This is a genomic window from Clostridioides sp. ES-S-0005-03, from assembly GCF_020658455.1.
GTDB lineage: Bacteria > Bacillota > Clostridia > Peptostreptococcales > Peptostreptococcaceae > Clostridioides.
The window spans coordinates 1,681,760-1,700,654 of record NZ_JACVWI010000001.1 but is presented as its reverse complement, the minus strand read 5'-3'; the positions used below and the strand labels follow the sequence as shown (position 1 = coordinate 1,700,654).

The 18,895-nt window shown below is 28.6% G+C and carries 19 protein-coding genes; 17 read left to right on the top strand and 2 right to left on the bottom strand.

Going from position 1 to position 18,895, the window contains the following annotated elements:
* Nucleotides 1-4: 4 nt before the first annotated feature.
* The 4 genes from IC218_RS07870 (at nucleotide 5) to IC218_RS07855 (ending at nucleotide 6,710) form a co-directional block, all read left to right on the top strand.
* The gene (locus IC218_RS07870; RefSeq protein WP_227824180.1) at nucleotides 5-1,582 is read left to right on the top strand and encodes a cysteine desulfurase family protein; all 1,578 of its coding nucleotides are present in this window, start codon (nucleotides 5-7) and stop codon (nucleotides 1,580-1,582) included.
* 21 nt (nucleotides 1,583-1,603) lie between these two features.
* Nucleotides 1,604-3,457, top strand: a complete 1,854-nt coding sequence (locus IC218_RS07865; protein WP_227824179.1) for a hypothetical protein — start codon at nucleotides 1,604-1,606, stop codon at nucleotides 3,455-3,457.
* A 909-nt stretch (nucleotides 3,458-4,366) separates the two neighbouring features.
* The gene (locus tag IC218_RS07860) at nucleotides 4,367-5,302 is read left to right on the top strand and encodes an ROK family protein (protein ID WP_227824178.1); all 936 of its coding nucleotides are present in this window, start codon (nucleotides 4,367-4,369) and stop codon (nucleotides 5,300-5,302) included.
* Nucleotides 5,303-5,336: 34 nt separating this feature from the next.
* Nucleotides 5,337-6,710, top strand: a complete 1,374-nt coding sequence (locus IC218_RS07855) for an MFS transporter (protein ID WP_227482842.1) — start codon at nucleotides 5,337-5,339, stop codon at nucleotides 6,708-6,710.
* Between the two features lie 182 nt (nucleotides 6,711-6,892).
* Here the strand turns inward: IC218_RS07855 and IC218_RS07850 are convergent, their stop codons facing one another.
* Together IC218_RS07850 and IC218_RS07845 are read right to left on the bottom strand one after the other, a co-directional pair.
* Nucleotides 6,893-7,660 (bottom strand): PucR family transcriptional regulator, encoded by a 768-nt coding sequence (locus tag IC218_RS07850; protein WP_227824177.1) that lies wholly within the window; start codon nucleotides 7,658-7,660, stop codon nucleotides 6,893-6,895.
* Nucleotides 7,661-7,689: 29 nt separating this feature from the next.
* Nucleotides 7,690-8,799, bottom strand: a complete 1,110-nt coding sequence (locus tag IC218_RS07845; RefSeq protein WP_227824176.1) for an ABC transporter ATP-binding protein — start codon at nucleotides 8,797-8,799, stop codon at nucleotides 7,690-7,692.
* 338 nt (nucleotides 8,800-9,137) lie between these two features.
* Between IC218_RS07845 and prmA the strand changes: the two genes are divergently transcribed.
* The 13 genes from prmA (at nucleotide 9,138) to IC218_RS07780 (ending at nucleotide 18,840) form a co-directional block, all read left to right on the top strand.
* Nucleotides 9,138-10,085, top strand: a complete 948-nt coding sequence (gene prmA, locus IC218_RS07840) for a 50S ribosomal protein L11 methyltransferase (RefSeq protein ID WP_227432583.1) — start codon at nucleotides 9,138-9,140, stop codon at nucleotides 10,083-10,085.
* Between the two features lie 18 nt (nucleotides 10,086-10,103).
* Entirely contained in the window at nucleotides 10,104-10,859 is a 756-nt protein-coding gene (locus IC218_RS07835) for an RsmE family RNA methyltransferase (protein WP_227824175.1), read from the top strand.
* A gap of 4 nt (nucleotides 10,860-10,863) precedes the next feature.
* On the top strand, nucleotides 10,864-12,162 hold the full coding sequence (mtaB, locus tag IC218_RS07830) for a tRNA (N(6)-L-threonylcarbamoyladenosine(37)-C(2))-methylthiotransferase MtaB (protein WP_227824174.1): 1,299 nt from the start codon (nucleotides 10,864-10,866) through the stop codon (nucleotides 12,160-12,162).
* Nucleotides 12,163-12,205: 43 nt separating this feature from the next.
* A complete protein-coding gene (locus IC218_RS07825) occupies nucleotides 12,206-12,556 on the top strand; it encodes a histidine triad nucleotide-binding protein (protein WP_227432586.1) in 351 nt (116 codons plus the stop codon).
* Between the two features lie 162 nt (nucleotides 12,557-12,718).
* Nucleotides 12,719-12,898 carry a 30S ribosomal protein S21 gene (gene rpsU / locus IC218_RS07820; protein WP_003416618.1) on the top strand — a complete coding sequence of 60 codons (180 nt, stop codon included), beginning with the start codon at nucleotides 12,719-12,721 and terminating at the stop codon, nucleotides 12,896-12,898.
* A 29-nt stretch (nucleotides 12,899-12,927) separates the two neighbouring features.
* Nucleotides 12,928-13,371, top strand: coding sequence for a GatB/YqeY domain-containing protein (locus tag IC218_RS07815; protein ID WP_227432587.1), 444 nt, complete (start codon nucleotides 12,928-12,930; stop codon nucleotides 13,369-13,371).
* 110 nt (nucleotides 13,372-13,481) lie between these two features.
* A complete protein-coding gene (locus tag IC218_RS07810) occupies nucleotides 13,482-13,979 on the top strand; it encodes a TspO/MBR family protein (RefSeq protein WP_227432588.1) in 498 nt (165 codons plus the stop codon).
* Between the two features lie 192 nt (nucleotides 13,980-14,171).
* Nucleotides 14,172-14,735 (top strand): ribosome hibernation-promoting factor, HPF/YfiA family, encoded by a 564-nt coding sequence (gene hpf, locus IC218_RS07805; protein WP_227432589.1) that lies wholly within the window; start codon nucleotides 14,172-14,174, stop codon nucleotides 14,733-14,735.
* A 215-nt stretch (nucleotides 14,736-14,950) separates the two neighbouring features.
* The gene (locus IC218_RS07800) at nucleotides 14,951-15,187 is read left to right on the top strand and encodes a YabP/YqfC family sporulation protein (protein ID WP_227432590.1); all 237 of its coding nucleotides are present in this window, start codon (nucleotides 14,951-14,953) and stop codon (nucleotides 15,185-15,187) included.
* Nucleotides 15,188-15,199: 12 nt separating this feature from the next.
* Nucleotides 15,200-16,543 (top strand): sporulation protein YqfD, encoded by a 1,344-nt coding sequence (yqfD, locus tag IC218_RS07795; protein WP_227432591.1) that lies wholly within the window; start codon nucleotides 15,200-15,202, stop codon nucleotides 16,541-16,543.
* A gap of 37 nt (nucleotides 16,544-16,580) precedes the next feature.
* Nucleotides 16,581-17,597, top strand: a complete 1,017-nt coding sequence (locus IC218_RS07790) for a PhoH family protein (RefSeq protein ID WP_227482837.1) — start codon at nucleotides 16,581-16,583, stop codon at nucleotides 17,595-17,597.
* A gap of 56 nt (nucleotides 17,598-17,653) precedes the next feature.
* Nucleotides 17,654-18,115: an rRNA maturation RNase YbeY gene (ybeY, locus tag IC218_RS07785; protein ID WP_227432593.1), complete on the top strand. Its 462-nt coding sequence runs from the start codon at nucleotides 17,654-17,656 to the stop codon at nucleotides 18,113-18,115.
* Nucleotides 18,116-18,120: 5 nt separating this feature from the next.
* Entirely contained in the window at nucleotides 18,121-18,840 is a 720-nt protein-coding gene (locus tag IC218_RS07780; RefSeq protein ID WP_227432594.1) for a diacylglycerol kinase, read from the top strand.
* Nucleotides 18,841-18,895: the final 55 nt, after the last annotated feature.

Below are 18,895 nucleotides of genomic sequence, written 5' to 3'. Positions count from 1 at the left end.
ACAAATGGATATTATTAAAAATATACAAAGCTATTGTGTAGAATTTAGAAATTTATTTGGGTTAAAAGATAATATATCAAGTCAGGTTTTATTAAGTATTGCAAAAGATAGTACATATGCACATAATCTGCATACATGTAGAAATGTTCAAAGTTTTCTTGAACATCTTATAAAGAATCCAGCTTTAGATTATACAGATGAAGAAGTTGAAAAAGAATTTTTAGATAGCACATTATTTTCTAAACTTGATAACATAATTAAAGAATCTAAAATAAGTTTTGTATATGAAGATAATAAAAAAGATTATGAAGATAAGTATGGTTCTTATATAGAGGAAGAAAAGAAAAAAAATCCTGAAGCTAAATCATGTAAACCATGTGCTGAAATTAAAGCAAATGATTTTAGAGAAGTGTACTTAGATTCAAATGGAACAACTTATATTCGTGATGAGATAGTTAAATTACTTAAAGATTATTATGATGGGGTTTATGGCTATGCTAATCCAAGTAGTTCAACAGTACAAGGACATTATACTTTCGATATTATAAATAGTTCCAGAAAGACAATAGCAGACTGTTTAATGGTTGATACAGAGGAAATATATCTTACAGGCTCAGGTTCTGAATCAAATAATTTGGCCATAAAAGGGATAGCGTTTAAGTATTTGGATAAAAAAGGTCATATTATAACCACTAAGATTGAGCATCCATCAGTACTTAGAACTATGGAATATCTTGAAACACTTGGATTTTTGGTAACCTATATAGATGTAGATAAATTGGGAAGGATATCACCAGAAGATATAAAAAATTCTATAAAGGAAAATACAATACTTGTATCAGTAATGGCTGCAAATAATGAAATAGGTACAATAAATCCTATTAAGGAGATAGGAGATATATGTAGAGGTTATAATATACCTTTCATGGTGGATGCAATACAAGCTTTTGGTAAAATACCTTTAAAACCTAAGGAGTGGGGAATTTCACTTCTTACATTTTCAGGACATAAAATATATGCTCCAAAAGGCATTGGTGGAATATATGTAGAAAATGGATTAAGCTTAGTTCCAATAATACATGGTGGAGGACAAGAATATGGACTTAGAGCTGGTACAGAAAATGTAGGTTATATAATGGCTTTAGGAATGGCAACTAAACTTGCTTACAATGAAATGAATGATGAATCAAATAGACTTTTAGAATTACGAAAGTTTTTCTTAGAAGAGATTGAAAAAATTGAACCAGATTATATTGTGAATGGGTCTCTTGAAAATCGACTTCCAAATAATTTAAATATAGGCTTTCCGCTTCTTGATAGTCATGCGATTATAAGAAGTTTAAATAATATAGGTATAAGTGTTTCTCCTGGGTCTGCATGCAGTTCAAAAAGGATAAAAACTTCTCATGTACTTGAAGCAATAGGAGCAACCACAAAACACTATGCTTCAATACGTTTTAGTTTTGGTCTTAATACAAGTAAAGAAGACTTAGAGTATCTATTTAAATATCTTAAACAAATTATTTATATATTAAAATCGAACAACGAAGAAGTGGCAAGAGAAATATTATTAGAAAATTAAAATAATGAGGAGTGTTTTACTATGGGCTATGATTATAATGAATGTAAAAGACGTTTGGAGCAAAAAAAGTTAAAGGCTTGTTTAGAAATGCATTGTATGGATTTTTCTACTTCAAAGGCATATCATGATTCATGTGGAGACCAAGGAATATATCAAGCAGTACATGTGGTAATGTGTAGGAATAGTAAGACAGGAGAAACACTTCCATCTTCTACAGAACATTTAATTGATGACTGTATAGCTAAACGTATGGAGAATAAAGACTGGAATTTAGAAGATTGTTGTTGCTGCTGTTCATGCTTTGCAGATGGTACTTTCATTGCAATACCAGATGGAGAAGTAGAAGTACAAAATATTAAAAATGGTGATGAGGTATTGGGAGGTTCTATAAAAAAGGCTGGAGAAAAAATAAATCTTGCATGGGAGCCTGTAAAAGTACAATTTAGTACAGGGACAGAAAGTGGAGAACAACCATCAATGGTATACATTGTATATCGTTCTTTAGATGAAGAAAGTTCAGATGAGTTAGAAAAGAAAATAAAAAATGGTAAGAGCGAATTAATCGTAACTGCAGACCACGTATTTTTACTTGCTAATGGAAAATTTACTGTGGCAGGTAAATTGAAACCTGGAGACATGTTAATTGACAAAGGTGGAAATGAAGTACCTGTTTTAACTGCAAGTTTAGGTCATTATACTGGTGGAGTTCATCATATAACAACTGATATTAATTTTGAGGGAAGTGCTGACAAACATTTAGTTATTGCAGGTGGAGTAGTTTGTGGGGATTATACACTTCAACTTCACTTTGAAGATTTAGAGGATAATCTAAAAGTGGAAAACTACAATGAATTACCTATTATAGGAAGTGAAGAACATATGAAAGCATGTAAACATCTTGTGAAAGAAAGAGGTGTGTTACTTTTCCATAAAGAGGACAACACAGAGGTGGCCATTAATAAAAAATTCTCACCATATAAATTTGGATATAAAGGAACTATAACATCTGCACATACCCTATTTACAAGAGAACAAGCAAATGATATATTCCAAAATGGCACACAATTTCCAATACATATGACATTGGGCTTAAATGCAATCCAATATTTAATAAAACTATTTAAAGGATTTTATCCAGATATAAATATACATTTAGAATGGGATAGAATAGAACCAAATGTATATGCATTTGAAGAATATGGAGTAAAGACTGTCCTAGTATCTGGTGGATTAGTTAGAATGGAAAACTTAGATGTTGAGGGTCTTGCTATGGCAATTGGTCATGGGATAGGTCGTTTCTATGGAGGAGTACCACAAAATAGTGACAAAATGTCAGGGACAGGACCATCAGATTATTATTCGTTTGGTGTTGTAAGTAGAAAAATATGGTTTGGTGACCAATGGATGACTTTAACTCTTAGAGGATATGAGCAATTGGGAGATTTATGTAGATTAATATCAGATGAAAATGCTACAGGAAATGAATATAATGTTTGTGAAGAACCATCTATAAAATGTAGATTGAGCGCAATGGCTTCTGGTATACAAGGAGGAAGTTTACCAGTTTGTGCAGGTGGTGTAGAAAAGCCAAAATTAAAACTTGAAGCAGTTGATAATAATAATGATGGAATTTCTCTTACTTTTAATATGACACTTGATAAGGTATTAGCAGAAGATGAATTGAACTACTTGATAGACCCAGTAGTTCAAGTAGAAGATATTATAGTAGATTCTAAAAGAGATTTTATAGTGAATATAAAGGCTAAATTTGAATCTGGAAAAGAGTATACTATAAGTGTTAAAAATCTAAAATCTATATATAAGACTGACTTAGATTCAAAATATTCTTCTATTGTTTATATATGTAAAGAGTAAATTGTATAAATATTAATTACATTAACATGCTATAAGATAGACAAAAAATAAAACTGAATATAAATAATTTTCTGAAAAAATGCTTGTCCCTACATATCTAATATGCTATAATATAATCAAATAAGAGAAAGGGGTGATTCCAGTGGGAACGGATGTGGCACAGCCAAATGATGAAGAAAACTCAATTATAATCTATGAAATAAAGTTAGATGTTTTTAGTGCTATATTAAGTACTGGAAAAACTCAAAAGCTGGGATAATTATTGGAATTGCCTAGACTTAAAATTTTGGTAGTAAAATAGTCATATTGTATAGCCAAAGCATCTAAGTTTTAAAGTTATTTGTAAGAATTAAAACTTTTGCAAATTGCATATTTGCTTATAATTTAGTTAGAAAAATTTACGTGAAAAAGTGCTTTCGATATGTGCATATGTAAAGAAATATGTATGTATGGTTAGGTAATAGGCTAGATATGTATGTAAAGAAATATGTATTTAGTCAAATATATGTATATGTAAAGAAATATATATATTATGTGTATAAGATTTTTAGTATAGATTGGTGAATAATAAAAGCAACTTATTATGTTATGGAAAACTAATTTATGTTTGTAAAAAATATATTTAAGATTTGGTTGATATATAGTTGCAAAGATATTGTTTAGTACGAAAAAATAAGTCGAGATAAAAGTTTAAAATAATTGATTTAAATATAGTTTGTTTTGACATCTAATAAATTGAAATAATTTATAAAAATAGACATCTTCTCATAGTGAAAATATACTATGGGAAGGTGTTTTTGTTTTGTATTAAAGATATTATTAAAGATTTGCATGGTTTTACATTTTAATATAATATAGACATGATAATATATATATATTAATAAAATTTAAAAGAGAAAGGTGAGAAAGATGTATTATATAGGTGTAGACATTGGAGGAACAGGCATACAAGCAGGTGTGGTTGATAATCAAGGAAAGATACTTTTTAGAACAGAATGTAAAACTGTGGTTGAAAAGGGATTTGAAGGAATACTAGATGATATAAAAATAATGATTGATAAATTGTTAGAAGAAAACAATCTAAAGATGAAAGAGATAAAGTCTATTGGATTTGGAGTACCTGGGTTTATAAATAAAAAAGGTTTAGTAACTTGTGTAAACTTAAAATGGGATGGAGAAAGTTTTGAGAATGAACTAAAAAGAAGGTTTCCAAATGTTGAAATTCATGGAGAAAATGATGCAACAGTAGCAGCACTTGGAGAATCAAAGTTTGGAAGTATGAAAGGTGCAGATGTTGGAGTTTTATATACTTTAGGAACTGGAGTAGGTGGAGGAATAGTAATTAATCAAAAAGTTTTTTCTGGAGCCCATGGATTAGGCTCAGAAATAGGGCATCAAGTAATAGGAGAAAACTATTTTGATTGCAATTGTGGAAATAATGGTTGTGTGGAAACTTTTTGTTCAGCAACTGCCATTATAAAATATTCTCAAAAACTTATACAAGAAGGTAGAAAAAGTATGATTTTAGATTTAGCAGAAGGAGATTTAAAAAAAATAAATGCAAAGATGGTGTTTGATGCATATAGAGAAAATGACACAGTTGCAATTGAAGTAATAACTAGATTTAAAACTTATTTAGCAAAAACATTTGCAAATACAATAAATACATTAGACCCAGAAGTGATATCAATTGGTGGAGGAGTTTCTAAAGCAAGTGATATAATACTTGATGGGATTAAAGAATTGGTAAGAAAGTTTGTTTTATACAAAAAAGAAGATATAGCAAAAATTGTATGTGCAACCCTAGGTTCAGATGCAGGAATTATAGGAGCAGCTTTTTTATAAGATAAATGAATCAAAAATATTGGGGGCATGATATATGAGTAAGATAAATGCTAAAAGAACTCTTTTTTTAGTGGCTATAGGCTCAGGAACTATGCTGAATCCTCTTAATTCATCTATGATTTCACTTGCATTACATAGTATACAAAACGATTTTAATATTAGTTTTACAACTGTGTCTTGGATGGTTTCAGCCTTTTATTTAGCTAGTGCTATTGCACAGCCAGTTTCAGGAAAGATTGGAGATTTAATAGGTAGAAAAGTTTTATTTTTAAGTGGTTTAATACTCGTAAGTTTTTCAGCATTTATGGTACCATTTACTCAATCATTCTTTATATTGATTTTTATAAGAGTAATTCAAGCTATTGGAACAAGTACATTGTATCCATCTGGAGTTGCTCTTATACAAAATAATATAAAGGAAAGACAATCTTCTGCATTAGCAGTTTTAACTATTTTTGCTTCAACTACAGCAGGATTAGGTCCAACTTTAGGCGGAGTATTGCTTGATTTAGGTGGATGGCATGCTATATTTCTTGTAAATATACCAATTGTTATGGTTGCCATTTGTCTAGGATATTTTTTATTTCCAAAAGAAATAAAAAAGAAAAAAAGTATAAAAGAGACTTTTAAGAATGTTTTATCAAGATTAGATGTTGTTGGTATAGTTTTATTTTCAATTGCAATGATTTTTATATTACTATTCTTATTATCAGTTAAGGAGTCTTTTAATTTAGAGCAATTTGTATTAGGATTAATTTTGATGTGCATTTTTATTTGGCATGAACTGAGAACGAGATTACCCTTTATAGATATTAAACTTTTTATGAGTAATCCTAAGTTATCAAAGGTATATTTACAGTTTATTATATTAAACTTCTTCAATTATATCTTATTTTTTGGTCTTCCAAGTTATTTTCAAGATGCACTACATTACAGTGCTAGGTCAACTGGTCTATTTATGTTGTTCATGTCTGGTATAGGAATTTTCATATCTCCATTGACTGGAAAATGGATAGACAAATCTGGAACTAGAGTACCTCTTATAGTGTCATCAATTTTTATGTTGATTAGTGCAATACTTCTTTCATTAATCTTTATTCAAATACCAGTAATAGGTAAGGGGATAATTTTATCATTAGCAGGTGTTAGTTATGGAGTTGGTAATGTAGCATTACAATCTTCAATGTTTAAAGAAAGTCCTCCTGAGAGCATAGGTACAGCCTCTGGTCTATTTCAAACTAGTCGTTATTTAGGTTCAATTTTTGCTACTGTACTACTTGGAATGGTGTTTGAAGCAACTATAACATCAAGTCAATTTAAAATTTTAGGATATGTTATGGTGATTTTAGGCACAATAAGTTTTTTGCTAAACTTTGTTTTTACAAAACAATTAAAGCAAGCGAAATAATGTATTAAAGAAATAATAGATTCAATAAGATTAAAGATATTATTTATAAAAAAGGATATCTTATCAAATATTTACAAGTTTAAAGGAGAGAATATTTGATAAATAACATTTGATAAAGTATATAGTATTTTAACTTAAAATCAAGCAGAAATGTGAATTAGCATTTCTGCTTGATTTAGCAGTTAATTTTTTTTATATAGAAAATAAGATTTTACACTTAGATAAAAAATCATTGCATTTTCAAAGTTTTTTAAATCAAGGTTGAGTATTTCATTAATTTTTTCCAACCTATATACCAGTGTATTTCTATGTAAAAACATATCACTAGATGTTTTAGAGATGTTTAAGTCATTATTTATAAATTTTATTCCTGTAGATAGAAGTTCTTCATCAATGGATTTTATCTTGTTAAAGTCTATCAGTCTATTAAGTACATCGTCTTTGTTAATTAAGTCTAAAGTTTTATACCTAATAAGGTCAAATAAATTTAAAAATTTATCCTTAGCATTATCTTTTACAATATAAGATAGTAAATCAGAGCATAACTGCAATCTAAAATTAAAATCAGATTTGTTATCTAACTCACCAAGATAGAAAATATAAGTACTTTGATAAGTTTCAGTTTCAATTATATTTTGTGTAGTTACATTAATGTCTAAGTTATACTTAGAGTTTACTACAAAAAAACTACTATGTTGAATTGTATTTATATCATCATATAAGTTATAAAAAATACCTTTTAGATATTCAAAATCTATATGTGGCTGATAAATTAAATAAAAGTGTCCATTTAGATTATCTAAGTTATTTTCATCTAAAAAATCAATAACATAAACAGTATCATTAAAAGTAACTAAATGACTATTGGCATCTAAACGTTGATTTTTATAAGGGTAAATATTTATTTTTTTATTGAGTTGTTTTTCAAAAAAACTTTTCAAGTTTTCCATAGAGTCTCCTTAGAAATAAGATTATACTCTTATCTTATAGCTAAGTCAGTTTCTTTGTCAAATAAGTGTACTCTATTATTATCAACTGAAAGAGTTAAATTATCACCAACATCAACTCTATTTTTGCTGTCAAATCGAATTGTTATTGTATTTACATCTAATTTTAAATGAGCATAGGTCTCTGCCCCCATAAGCTCTTTTATTTCAACTGTTGATTTAAAGCAAGTATCTTGATTAGATTTAACAAAAGTATCTTCTATATGTATATCTTCTGGTCTAATACCCATAATAACTTCTTTTTTAATATAGTTGTCTTTTATTAAATCATAGTGTTTTTCTCTATTTAATTTTATCTTAATGTATTCGTTTTTAGCATATATTTCTTCATTCTCTTCTATTAATGTAACATTAATAAAGTTCATCTGTGGAGCTCCAATAAATCCTGCAACAAACACATTAGCTGGATAGTCGTATACATCTTGTGGAGTTGCAATCTGTTGTACCACTCCGTCTTTCATTACTACTATTCTGTCAGCCATAGTCATAGCTTCAACTTGGTCATGTGTTACATAGATGAATGTAGTTCCAAGCTGTTGATGTAACTTAGTTATTTCTGTTCTCATGGCAGTTCTAAGTTTTGCGTCCAAGTTAGATAAAGGTTCATCCATTAAGAATACCTTAGGATTTCTAACTATTGCACGTCCTAGAGCAACTCTTTGTCTTTGTCCACCAGATAGTGTTTTAGGTTTTTTATCTAAAAGAGGGACTAAATCCAATATTTTAGCGGCTTCTTTAACTTTTTTATCTATTTCATCTTTTGGCATTTTTCTAAGTTTAAGTGCAAATGCCATGTTTTCATAAACAGATAAGTGAGGATATAAAGCATAATTTTGAAAAACCATTGCTATGTCTCTATCTTTTGGTTCTATATCATTGACAAGTTTATCTCCTATATATAATTCTCCAGAAGATATTTCTTCAAGACCAGCAATCATTCTAAGCGTTGTCGATTTACCACAACCAGATGGTCCCACTAAAACTATAAATTCCTTATCTTTAATATCTATATTTATATTTTTTACTGCATTAAATCCATTAGAATAAAGTTTTGATATATCTTTTAATATTACTTCTGACATTGTAATTCTCCTTAATAATTTAAAATTTAATTATATAATATCAGATGATTTTATTGTAGGAAACATATAAAATAACCAAAAATTTTTGTTTAAAATGTATATCTTGCTAATTTGTATATAATAAATATAATGTGAACTATTTAAAATGTATTAAGGGAAAAGCATAATCAAATAAAGTGCTAAAAATAAGTTAGACAATTTATTATAAATTAAGTAAATTAACTATAATGTAGATATAAACTAATAAAAAATTTATAAAACAAAAAAGTATGATATTTGTGATATAATAAAAGTTATGGAAAAATAGGAAAATTAATATAGAAAAGAGAGGTAAACTTATGAATAATTGGATAGAAGTAACTATAAAAACAACAACAGAGGCAGTTGAGCCAATAACAAATATACTATATGAACAAGGTGCTGGAGGGGCTGTAATAGAAGACCCAAAAGATTTCTTATTTCAAAAGAAAAATGAATTAGATTGGGATTATGTAGAAGAAGAAGTATTTAAAAAGAATGAAGAAGATGGTGTACTGATAAAGACTTATGTGTCAGAAGAAAAAAATGTGATGGAATTTGTCGAAATAATAAAGCAAAAAGTTTTAGGACTAAGAGATTTTGGTATAGATATAGGTGAAGGAAGTGTGTCATTAGACCAAGTAAATGAAGCTGATTGGGCAAATGCATGGAAAGCATACTATAAACCAACAAAAGTAGGTCAAAAGGTAGTAGTAAAACCTACATGGGAAGATTACGATATGCAAGAAGGGGATTTGATAATAGAGCTTGACCCTGGTATGGCTTTTGGTACAGGAACACATGAGACTACTAGTATGTGTATTAGAGAATTAGAGAAATATGTAAATAAAGATTCTAAAGTATTTGATATTGGTTGTGGTAGCGGAATTCTTGCAATAGCAGCAGCTAAATTAGGGGCAAAAGAGGTTGTAGCTGTAGATTTAGACGAAGTTGCAGTGAAAGTTGCAAAAGAAAATGTGCTTGAAAATAAAGTTGAAGAGAATGTATCTGTAATGCATGGGAATTTAACAGATGTAATAAAAGATAAAGCTGATGTTGTAGTTGCAAATATAATCGCTGATATAATAAAAATACTTGCAAAAGATGTACAAAATTTTATGAAAGAAGATGCTATATTTATATCTTCAGGTATAATTTTGGACAAAGTAGAGGAAGTTAAAGAAAGCTTAATCGAAAATGGATTTGAAATAGTTGAGGTTCAAAAACTAGGTGAATGGTCAGCGATAGTTTCTAAACTTAAAAAGTAAAAGGCTGGGTGGAATATAATGGATAGATTCTTTGTTGAAAAAAATAATATAAATTTACAAGACAAAGCCTGCATTATAGAAGGTGAAGATGTAAAACATATTTCAAAAGTTTTAAGGTGTAAACTAGGAGAAAAACTTGAGATATGTGATAAAGATAATAATGAGTATATTTGCGAGATAACAAATATAGAAAAAAATATGGTTAATTTAAAAATTTTAGAAGAAGTTGATATAAATAGAGAATCTAAACTTAAGATAAAATTATATCAAGGTCTTCCAAAAGCTCCAAAGATGGAGATGATACTTCAAAAACTAACTGAAGTTGGTGTAGATGAAATAATATTAGTTCAAACTAAGAGAAGTGTTGCTAAAGTTGATGATAAAAAAGAAGATAAAAAATTTGAACGTTGGGAAAGAATAATTTATGAAGCCGCAAAGCAAAGTAAAAGAGGTAAAATTCCAAATTTAAGAGGTGTTTTAAGTTTTAAAGAAGCTTTAGAAGATATGAAAAAAAATGATGTAAATATTTGTCCTTATGAGAACGAAAGAACTGTCTCAATAAAACAGGCACTTAAAAATTGTGATTCTAATATAGATAGAGTTGGAATTTTTGTAGGTCCAGAGGGTGGTTTTGCTGAGAAAGAAATAGAGCAAGTTCAAAAAGATAATTGCAGTACTGTATCATTAGGACCTAGAATATTGAGAACTGAGACAGCTTCTGTTGTAGCATCAACAATAGCTTTGTATGAGCTAAGTGATTTAGGAGGAGAATAATAAATTGAAAAAAGTAGCTTTTTATACACTTGGGTGTAAAGTCAATCAATACGAAACTGAAGCTATGCTAGAACTATTTGAAAAAGATGGATATGAACAAGTTAATAGTGAAGAATATGCAGACGTTTATGTTATAAATACATGTACCGTAACTCATATGAGTGATAGAAAATCTCGTCAATATATAAGACGAGTTAAAAAGAAAAATCCAGATGCAATAATAGCCGTTGTGGGATGTTATTCACAAGTATCGCCAGAAGAAATTTTGGATATAGAAGAAGTAAACCTAGTCATGGGTACAAATGATAGAAGGAAGATTGTTGAAGAGATTAGAAGGATAGATGCAAGTAAAAAAGTTAGCACAGTTGATGATATAATGAAGGTAAAAGCATTTGAAGAAATAGAAATTAGTCAAACTAATGGAAAGACTAGAGCATTTATGAAAATTCAAGATGGATGCGACAGATTTTGTACCTACTGTATCATTCCTTATGCCCGAGGACGTGTTAGAAGTAGGGATATTGATAGTATAGTTGATGAAGTGAAAAAATTGGCTAAAAATGGCTATAAAGAGGTGGTATTAACAGGAATACATGTAGCCTCTTATGGAAAAGATTTAAAAGATAAGGATATTAAACTTCTTGATGTAATAAAACAAATAAATGAAATAGATGCAATAGAAAGAATTAGACTTAGCTCTGTTGAACCGATTTTGTTTACTGATGAATTTGTGAATGAAGTTTTAAAGATGGAGAAGGTTTGTCCTCATTATCATCTATCTCTTCAAAGTGGATGTGATGAAACTCTAAAAAGAATGAATAGAAGATATACAACTGAAGAGTATAAGACTATTGTGGATAGATTAAGAGATAAAATACCAAATGTAGCAATAACTACAGATGTAATAGTAGGTTTTCCAGGAGAAACTAATGAGGAATTTAAACAAACATACAATTTCTTAAAAGATATAGAGCTTTCACAAATGCATATTTTTAAATATTCGCCAAGAAAAGGAACTCCAGCTGCAACTATGGAAAATCAAATTGACCCTCAAATGAAACACTTTAGAAGTGAACAACTTTTAAATTTAAGTAAAGAAAACTTTAGTAAATTTGCAACTAAATTTATTGGTAGTGAATTAGAAGTCTTATTTGAACAAAATATAGAGGGCAATAAGTTTGAAGGACTGACTTCAAATTATATAAGAGTTGTTGTTGAAAGTGACAAAAACATACAAGGTCAGATATTAAAAGTAAAAATAAATGATGTAAAAAATGAATATGTAGAAGGAATTTTGCTATAACATGTAGAAATTATAATATTTATAAGATAGGAGGTGGAAGGAAATGGATTGTATATTTTGTAAAATAGCGAACGGAGAAATACCTTCAACTAAAGTTTATGAAGATGAAAGAGTATTGGCATTTAATGATTTGAACCCAGTTGCTCCATATCACATATTAGTTGTACCTAAAAAACATTATGATAGTGTAATTGATATTCCTGATATAGAAATGGATATTGTGTCACATATTCATGTTGTTATTAATAAAATAGCTAAAGAGAAAGGTTTTGACCAAACTGGATTCAGAATCATAAATAATTGTGGAAGCGATGGAGGGCAAGAAGTTAAGCATTTGCACTATCATATTTTAGCAGGTAAAAAGCTTCCTAATTACGAAGCAGAACAAAACTAAACTAAATTATTGAAAAATTGAGTTCCTTCTTGATAAAAATACTTGATAAAAGTAAAAATTTAGTTTATAATAAACAAAGTGTTAGGTTGTAATGCATATTATGCAAAAAGAACATAGTTACAGTCCCAGCATAATTGCGCTATTGGAGGGAGGGAAAAAGAAATGTCAGAAGTAAGAGTTAGAGAAAATGAAACATTAGACAGCGCTTTAAGAAGATTTAAGCGTCAATGTGCAATGTCTGGCATCATGTCAGAAGTAAGAAAAAGAGAGCACTATGATAAGCCAAGCGTTAAGCGTAAGAAAAAAGCTGAAGCAGCAAGAAGAAAAAACGCTAAAAAATAGTAGTAAATAAGAATAAAGAGGTGAAGGGGATGTCCCTTAAGCAAAAGTTACAAGAGGATTTGAAATCTTCGATGAAAAACAAAGATACAGTGAGAAAATCTGTAGTAACTTTAATAAGAGCTTCCATAAAGCAGTATGAAGTTGATAATAGAACTGAACTTGATGAAGATGGAATTATCGATGTAATAGCAAAACAATTAAAGCAACGTAGAGATGCATTAGTTGAATTTGAAAAAGCTGGAAGAGAAGACTTAGTAAAAGAAACAGAAGCTGAAATTGAAGTTTTAAAAGAGTACCTACCTCAACAATTAAGCGAAGAAGAGTTAGAAGAAATTGTAAAATGTACTATATCTGAAGTAGGGGCAACATCTATGAAGGATATGGGAAAAATAATGTCAGTTATTCAACCAAAAGTTAAGGGTAGAGCTGACGGAAAACTTATAAATAAGTTGGTAAAACAAAACTTACAATAGATTGATATAGCCTAGAGAGAAATCTCTAGGCTTTTTATAATTTTTGAGAATAACAAGTCATATCTGAGCATATCTATAATCAAAGAAAATTTTGAAAGAAGGGGAAAAATTTGATTATATCGGTAAAGGAAATTAGAAATTTTTTGATAAACATATCAATACCATTAATAATAGGTTATTTAAGTAGTATTTTGACCATGTTGATTAGTGGAACAGATATTTCAACGTACTATCTACAACTTACAAAACCAAGCTTTGCACCACCAGCTTTTATCTTCCCTATTGTTTGGACTATATTGTACATATTGATGGGTATATCTTCATACCTAATATTAAAAAAAGGTTACAACTTGCCTAAAGTAAGAGATGCAGTGTTTTATTATGGATTACAACTTGCATTAAATTTTGTCTGGAGTATACTATTTTTTGGATTTGGACTTAGATTTACAGCTTTAATAGACATAATAATAATGATTATGGTTTCTATAATAGTTATTTTAAAATTTTCTAAAATAGATAAGAGAGCTGGATATATAAATTTGGTTTATTTGATATGGCTGGTTTATGCTGGATTTTTGAATTATTTTATATGGTTTATTAATAAATAGAATGTAAAGGTTTTGTAAATTACCCCGTACTTTTAATAATATCATATCAAATAAAAAATGAATAGACTATTAAAAATAATCATTTTCATATACAATTATATTAATTTAAATATAATAAATGTATCAAAAATATATTTAAAGATTAACATATTAAAGTATTAGAATTGGAAAGGCTCGAAGGGAGAGGTTTTTATGCAAATAATAGTATCTGGAAGACAAATGAAATTAACTGACGGAATAAAAGGATACGTAGATGGAAAATTAAGTAGGTTAGAAAAATACCTTGATCCTGAATCAGAAGTGAAAGTAACAGTAAGTGCGAAAAAGGATAGACAGAAAGTGGAGGTTACAATAATTCCTATTAATGGTCAAATAATAAGGGCAGAAGACGTAGAAGAAGATTTATATGCAGCAATTGACATTGTTTGTGACAAATTAAGTAGACAAGTTGTAAAGTATAAGACTAAGGTTAAAGACAAAGTTCAAAATAATAAGAGCATAAGATTTGAAAATATTGACTTTATAGATAATAGTAGCGAATTTAATGATTATGACTATGATGATGAGGAAGATGAAAATATAGTTATAGAGAGAAGAAAGAAATTTAATGTAAAACCTATGAGTTCAGAAGAGGCAATTCTTCAAATGGAGTTGGTAGGACACAACTTCTATATGTTTAGAAATCAAGATAACTTTGAAATAAATATAGTATATAAGCGTAAAGCAGGTGGATATGGTTTAATAGAGCAAGACTAATAAAAAAATTGTATACTTTTTATATTTTATATACAAAAAAGTAAAAAGGTAATCATGTTGATTTTTATCAATATGATTACCTTTTTCTTGTTTAAATAATATATTAAATATTAGGTATTTACTGTCTAAAAAAATTTAAAACTACTCCATGATAGTATCAATAAAGTGCATAAATACCTATTTTAAGCATAAAATTAATTAAGGGGGTAATGCTTATGTTAGAAATATCCACTGATTTACAAGTAAATCAACCAGTTGTTACTGTTACAAGTAATACTTTTATGAGTATAGAAAATTATCTATCAATACTAGAATATGAAGTTGATTTAATAAAAATAAAGACTAAGGTAAAAACAATTAAAATATCTGGGGATAAACTTTCGCTTAAGTATATTACTGACAGTGAGATAGGTATAAAGGGAATTATATACAATGTGGAGTATGTTGATTAGGAGGAGATACACTTGATAAGTTTTATAAGGGGATACTATGTTATAGTTGTGGAAGGAGTAGGGCTTGAACAATTTTTAAATCATCTTATAAGAAATGGAATAAATGTTTACAATGTAACTAGAATAAAAAATACTAAAATCGAGTTTAATATAAATAGACAAGATATAAAAGAATTTAAGAATATTTATAGAGGAAGTAAGTTTGATATTAAGGTAAAACAAAAAACAGGAGTTCCTTTTATTATTAAAAGAATTTATAAGCACAAAGGTATGTGGATTTGTGCTATTGTTTCTTTACTTTTATTGATGTCAACATCACAATTTGTAACAGATGTATATATACAATCTCCAGAAGGTATAAAAAAAGAAACTCTTAGAAGTGAACTTTATAAAGTTGGAGTAAGACCAGGAGTATACAAAAAGAGTATTGACAGAAAAGAAGTTAGGGACCATATGATGTCAAAATTTAATGATGTCGCATATTTATCTATTAATGTAAAAGGAACCAATATATTTGTTACTGTTACAAAAAAGGCTGAATCCTTAAAATCTACAGACCAATCAAATTATTGTAATGTAATTGCTTTAAAAAATGGTATAATAGAAAAGGTAATCCCTAGAAGTGGTAAGTCTGTTGTTAAATCTGGAGATATAGTCCAAAAGGGCGCTGTTTTACTAAATGGTGCTAATACAAAATCAATACCCGAAGTATGGGCAAGTACTTTTTATGAATCTACTAAAAAGGCAAGCTATGTAGATACTGTAAATAAAAAAACTGGAGAAAAGAAAAAGGTACACACAATAAGTTTTTATGATAAAGAATTTACAATTAGAAAAAATATAAAATATAAAAATTATGTTGTTGAAAATAAAGAAAAAAGACTTTCAATGGGAGATTATACTTTCCCTATAAAAATAAAGACGAGTACTTTTTATGAAACCAAAAAAGTTGAAGTGAAAAAGAACAAAGAAGAGTTGAAAAAAGAATTATCTGAAAAAGCTTTAAAAGAATTAGAATACATAATACCAGCTTCGGCTAGAATAATAGATGTAAAACATAGCTATAAGGTTAATAAAAATATGTTAGAATATTTAATAACAGTTCAAACTAGTGAAAATATCGCTAAAATTTATCCTCTTAGTAAAGCAGAGGCAGAAAGATTTATAAAGGAAGATAGTAAACCAAAAGAGGGAGAAGAGGAAGTTCCTTCTAATCCACAAAAAAGACCAATAAATGATATAAGAAATGAGTTTAATGAGGATAATAAAGATAATAACGACCAAAATAATTCTGATGGAAATAATAGTAATCAAAATAGTAACAATAGTCAAAATAATAATAGTAACAACAATTAATAAAATTTAACCTAAAACTTGAGGAGGATTAATTCAATTGATAATACAAAAAAAATTTACAATAGCAGATGGCAATTTTGAAAGAGAGTTATTTGGCAACTTTGATGAAAATGTAAAATTGATAGAGAAAACTTTAAATATAGATGTAATACTTAGAGAAGGCAATATAATTTTAATAGGAGAAGAAAAAAATGTAGATTCTGCATTAAAACTTATGAATGAATTGCATCAAACTGTATCAAATGGTAAGCATTTAGATAAACAAAGCATTTCTTATTCATTATCTCTTTTACTTGAAGGTAGTGAGCAAAAGATAAAAGAACTTGAAGGTACAATTGTTATAACTCAAAGAGGTAAAGCTGTTCAACCTAAAACTTTAGGGCAAAAAGAGTATATAAAGCTTATAGAAAATAATGATATAACTTTTGGTGTTGGTCCTGCTGGAACAGGAAAGACTTATCTTGCTGTGGCTATGGCAGTGAAAGCTTTTAAAAGAGATGAAGTTAGTAGAATTATACTTACAAGACCAGCAGTGGAAGCTGGAGAAAGTTTAGGATTTTTACCAGGAGATTTAAAAGATAAAGTAGACCCATATTTAAGACCATTATATGATGCGTTATTTGAAATGTTGGGTGCTGATAAGTTTAATAAATATTTAGAAAGAGGTACTATAGAAGTTGCACCACTTGCATTTATGAGAGGTAGAACTCTTGATAATTCTTTTATAATATTAGATGAAGCTCAAAATACAACTTCTGAGCAAATGAAAATGTTTTTAACTAGATTAGGATTTGGTTCTAAGGCTGTAGTTACAGGTGATATAACACAAACAGATTTGCCACAAAATAAAAAAAGTGGTCTTATACAAGCTACAGAGATTCTTAAGGGCGTTCAAGGGATAGGCTCTATAATGTTAACAGACAGAGACGTTGTAAGACATGAGTTAGTACAGAGAATAATAAGAGCTTATGAGAAGCATGATAAAAAAGAAGAATTTAAAAAAGAAGAGCGCAAAAAAATGAAAATACAGGAAAAGACTTTCAAAAGAAAGTAAAAGTGTAGTAATATAGATGTATAGCATTATTAATGAATAAAAAGTAGGTGTAATTAATGGATTTGATATTAGATGATAGACAAGATAAATTAGAAGTAAATGAAGAACTAATAGAAAAAATAAAAGATATAATTTTAGAGTGTTTGGATTATGAAGGATATGATGATAATTATGAAGTGAGTCTTTCTTTTGTAGATAATAAAGAGATTCATGAATTAAATAGAGAATATAGAGGAGTTGATAGACCAACTGATGTTTTATCATTTCCTCTTTTAAGTGATGATTTTGAAGATGTTGAATTGGAAGAAGAATCTTTAGGAGATATAGTAGTATCTCTTGAAAGAGCTTTAGAGCAAAGCATAGAATATAATCATAGCTTTGAAAGAGAAGTATGTTTTTTAATATGTCATAGTATGTTTCATCTTTTAGGGTATGACCATGATACAGATGAAAATACAAAAGAAATGAGAGAAAAAGAAGAATACATATTAAATAAGTTAAACATAACAAGGGAGTAATTCTTATGAAAACAGGAAAAACTCGTCAAGGTATAATTAAAGCTTTTAATGCAGCTATAGAAGGAATATTATATACATTTAAATTTGAAAGGAATATGAAAATACATTACTTAGGCTCAGTTGCTGTGCTTATAATAAGTTTATTTTTTAACTTTTCAAAATTGGAAATGATAATGTTACTGATGTCTATATGTTTAGTTGTAGTTGCTGAGATGTTTAATACAGCTATAGAAAAAGCAGTAGACCTGGTAACTGATGAATATCATGTACTTGCAAAAATAGCAAAAGATGTTGCAGCAGGTGGTGTACTAGTAGCAGCATTAAACTCAGTAGTAGTTGGATATATTTTATTTTATGATAAATTGACAGATATATCTGGAATGTTAATTTACAAGATAAGAGAATCAGAATTACATATAACCTTGATATGCATATTATTGGTTCTTATAGCTGTAGTAGTAGTAAAAGCATTGACTTCAACAGGGACACCTTTAAAAGGAGGTATGCCAAGTGGTCATGCTGCTTTAGCATTTGCTATAGCAACTGCAATTACACTTATGACAGAAAGAGTAGTTGCATCTACTCTTGCATATATAATGGCTGTATTGGTTGCTCAAAGTAGGATTGAGGGAAAAATACATACATTCTGGGAAACCATAGCAGGAGCTTTGTTAGGCGTGTTAATAGCAGTATTAGTATTTCAGCTTGGAATGTTTTATAATTAAAATGAATGTACATAAAATATTTAACAATGAAACAAATCTGTTACAATTAAATTTT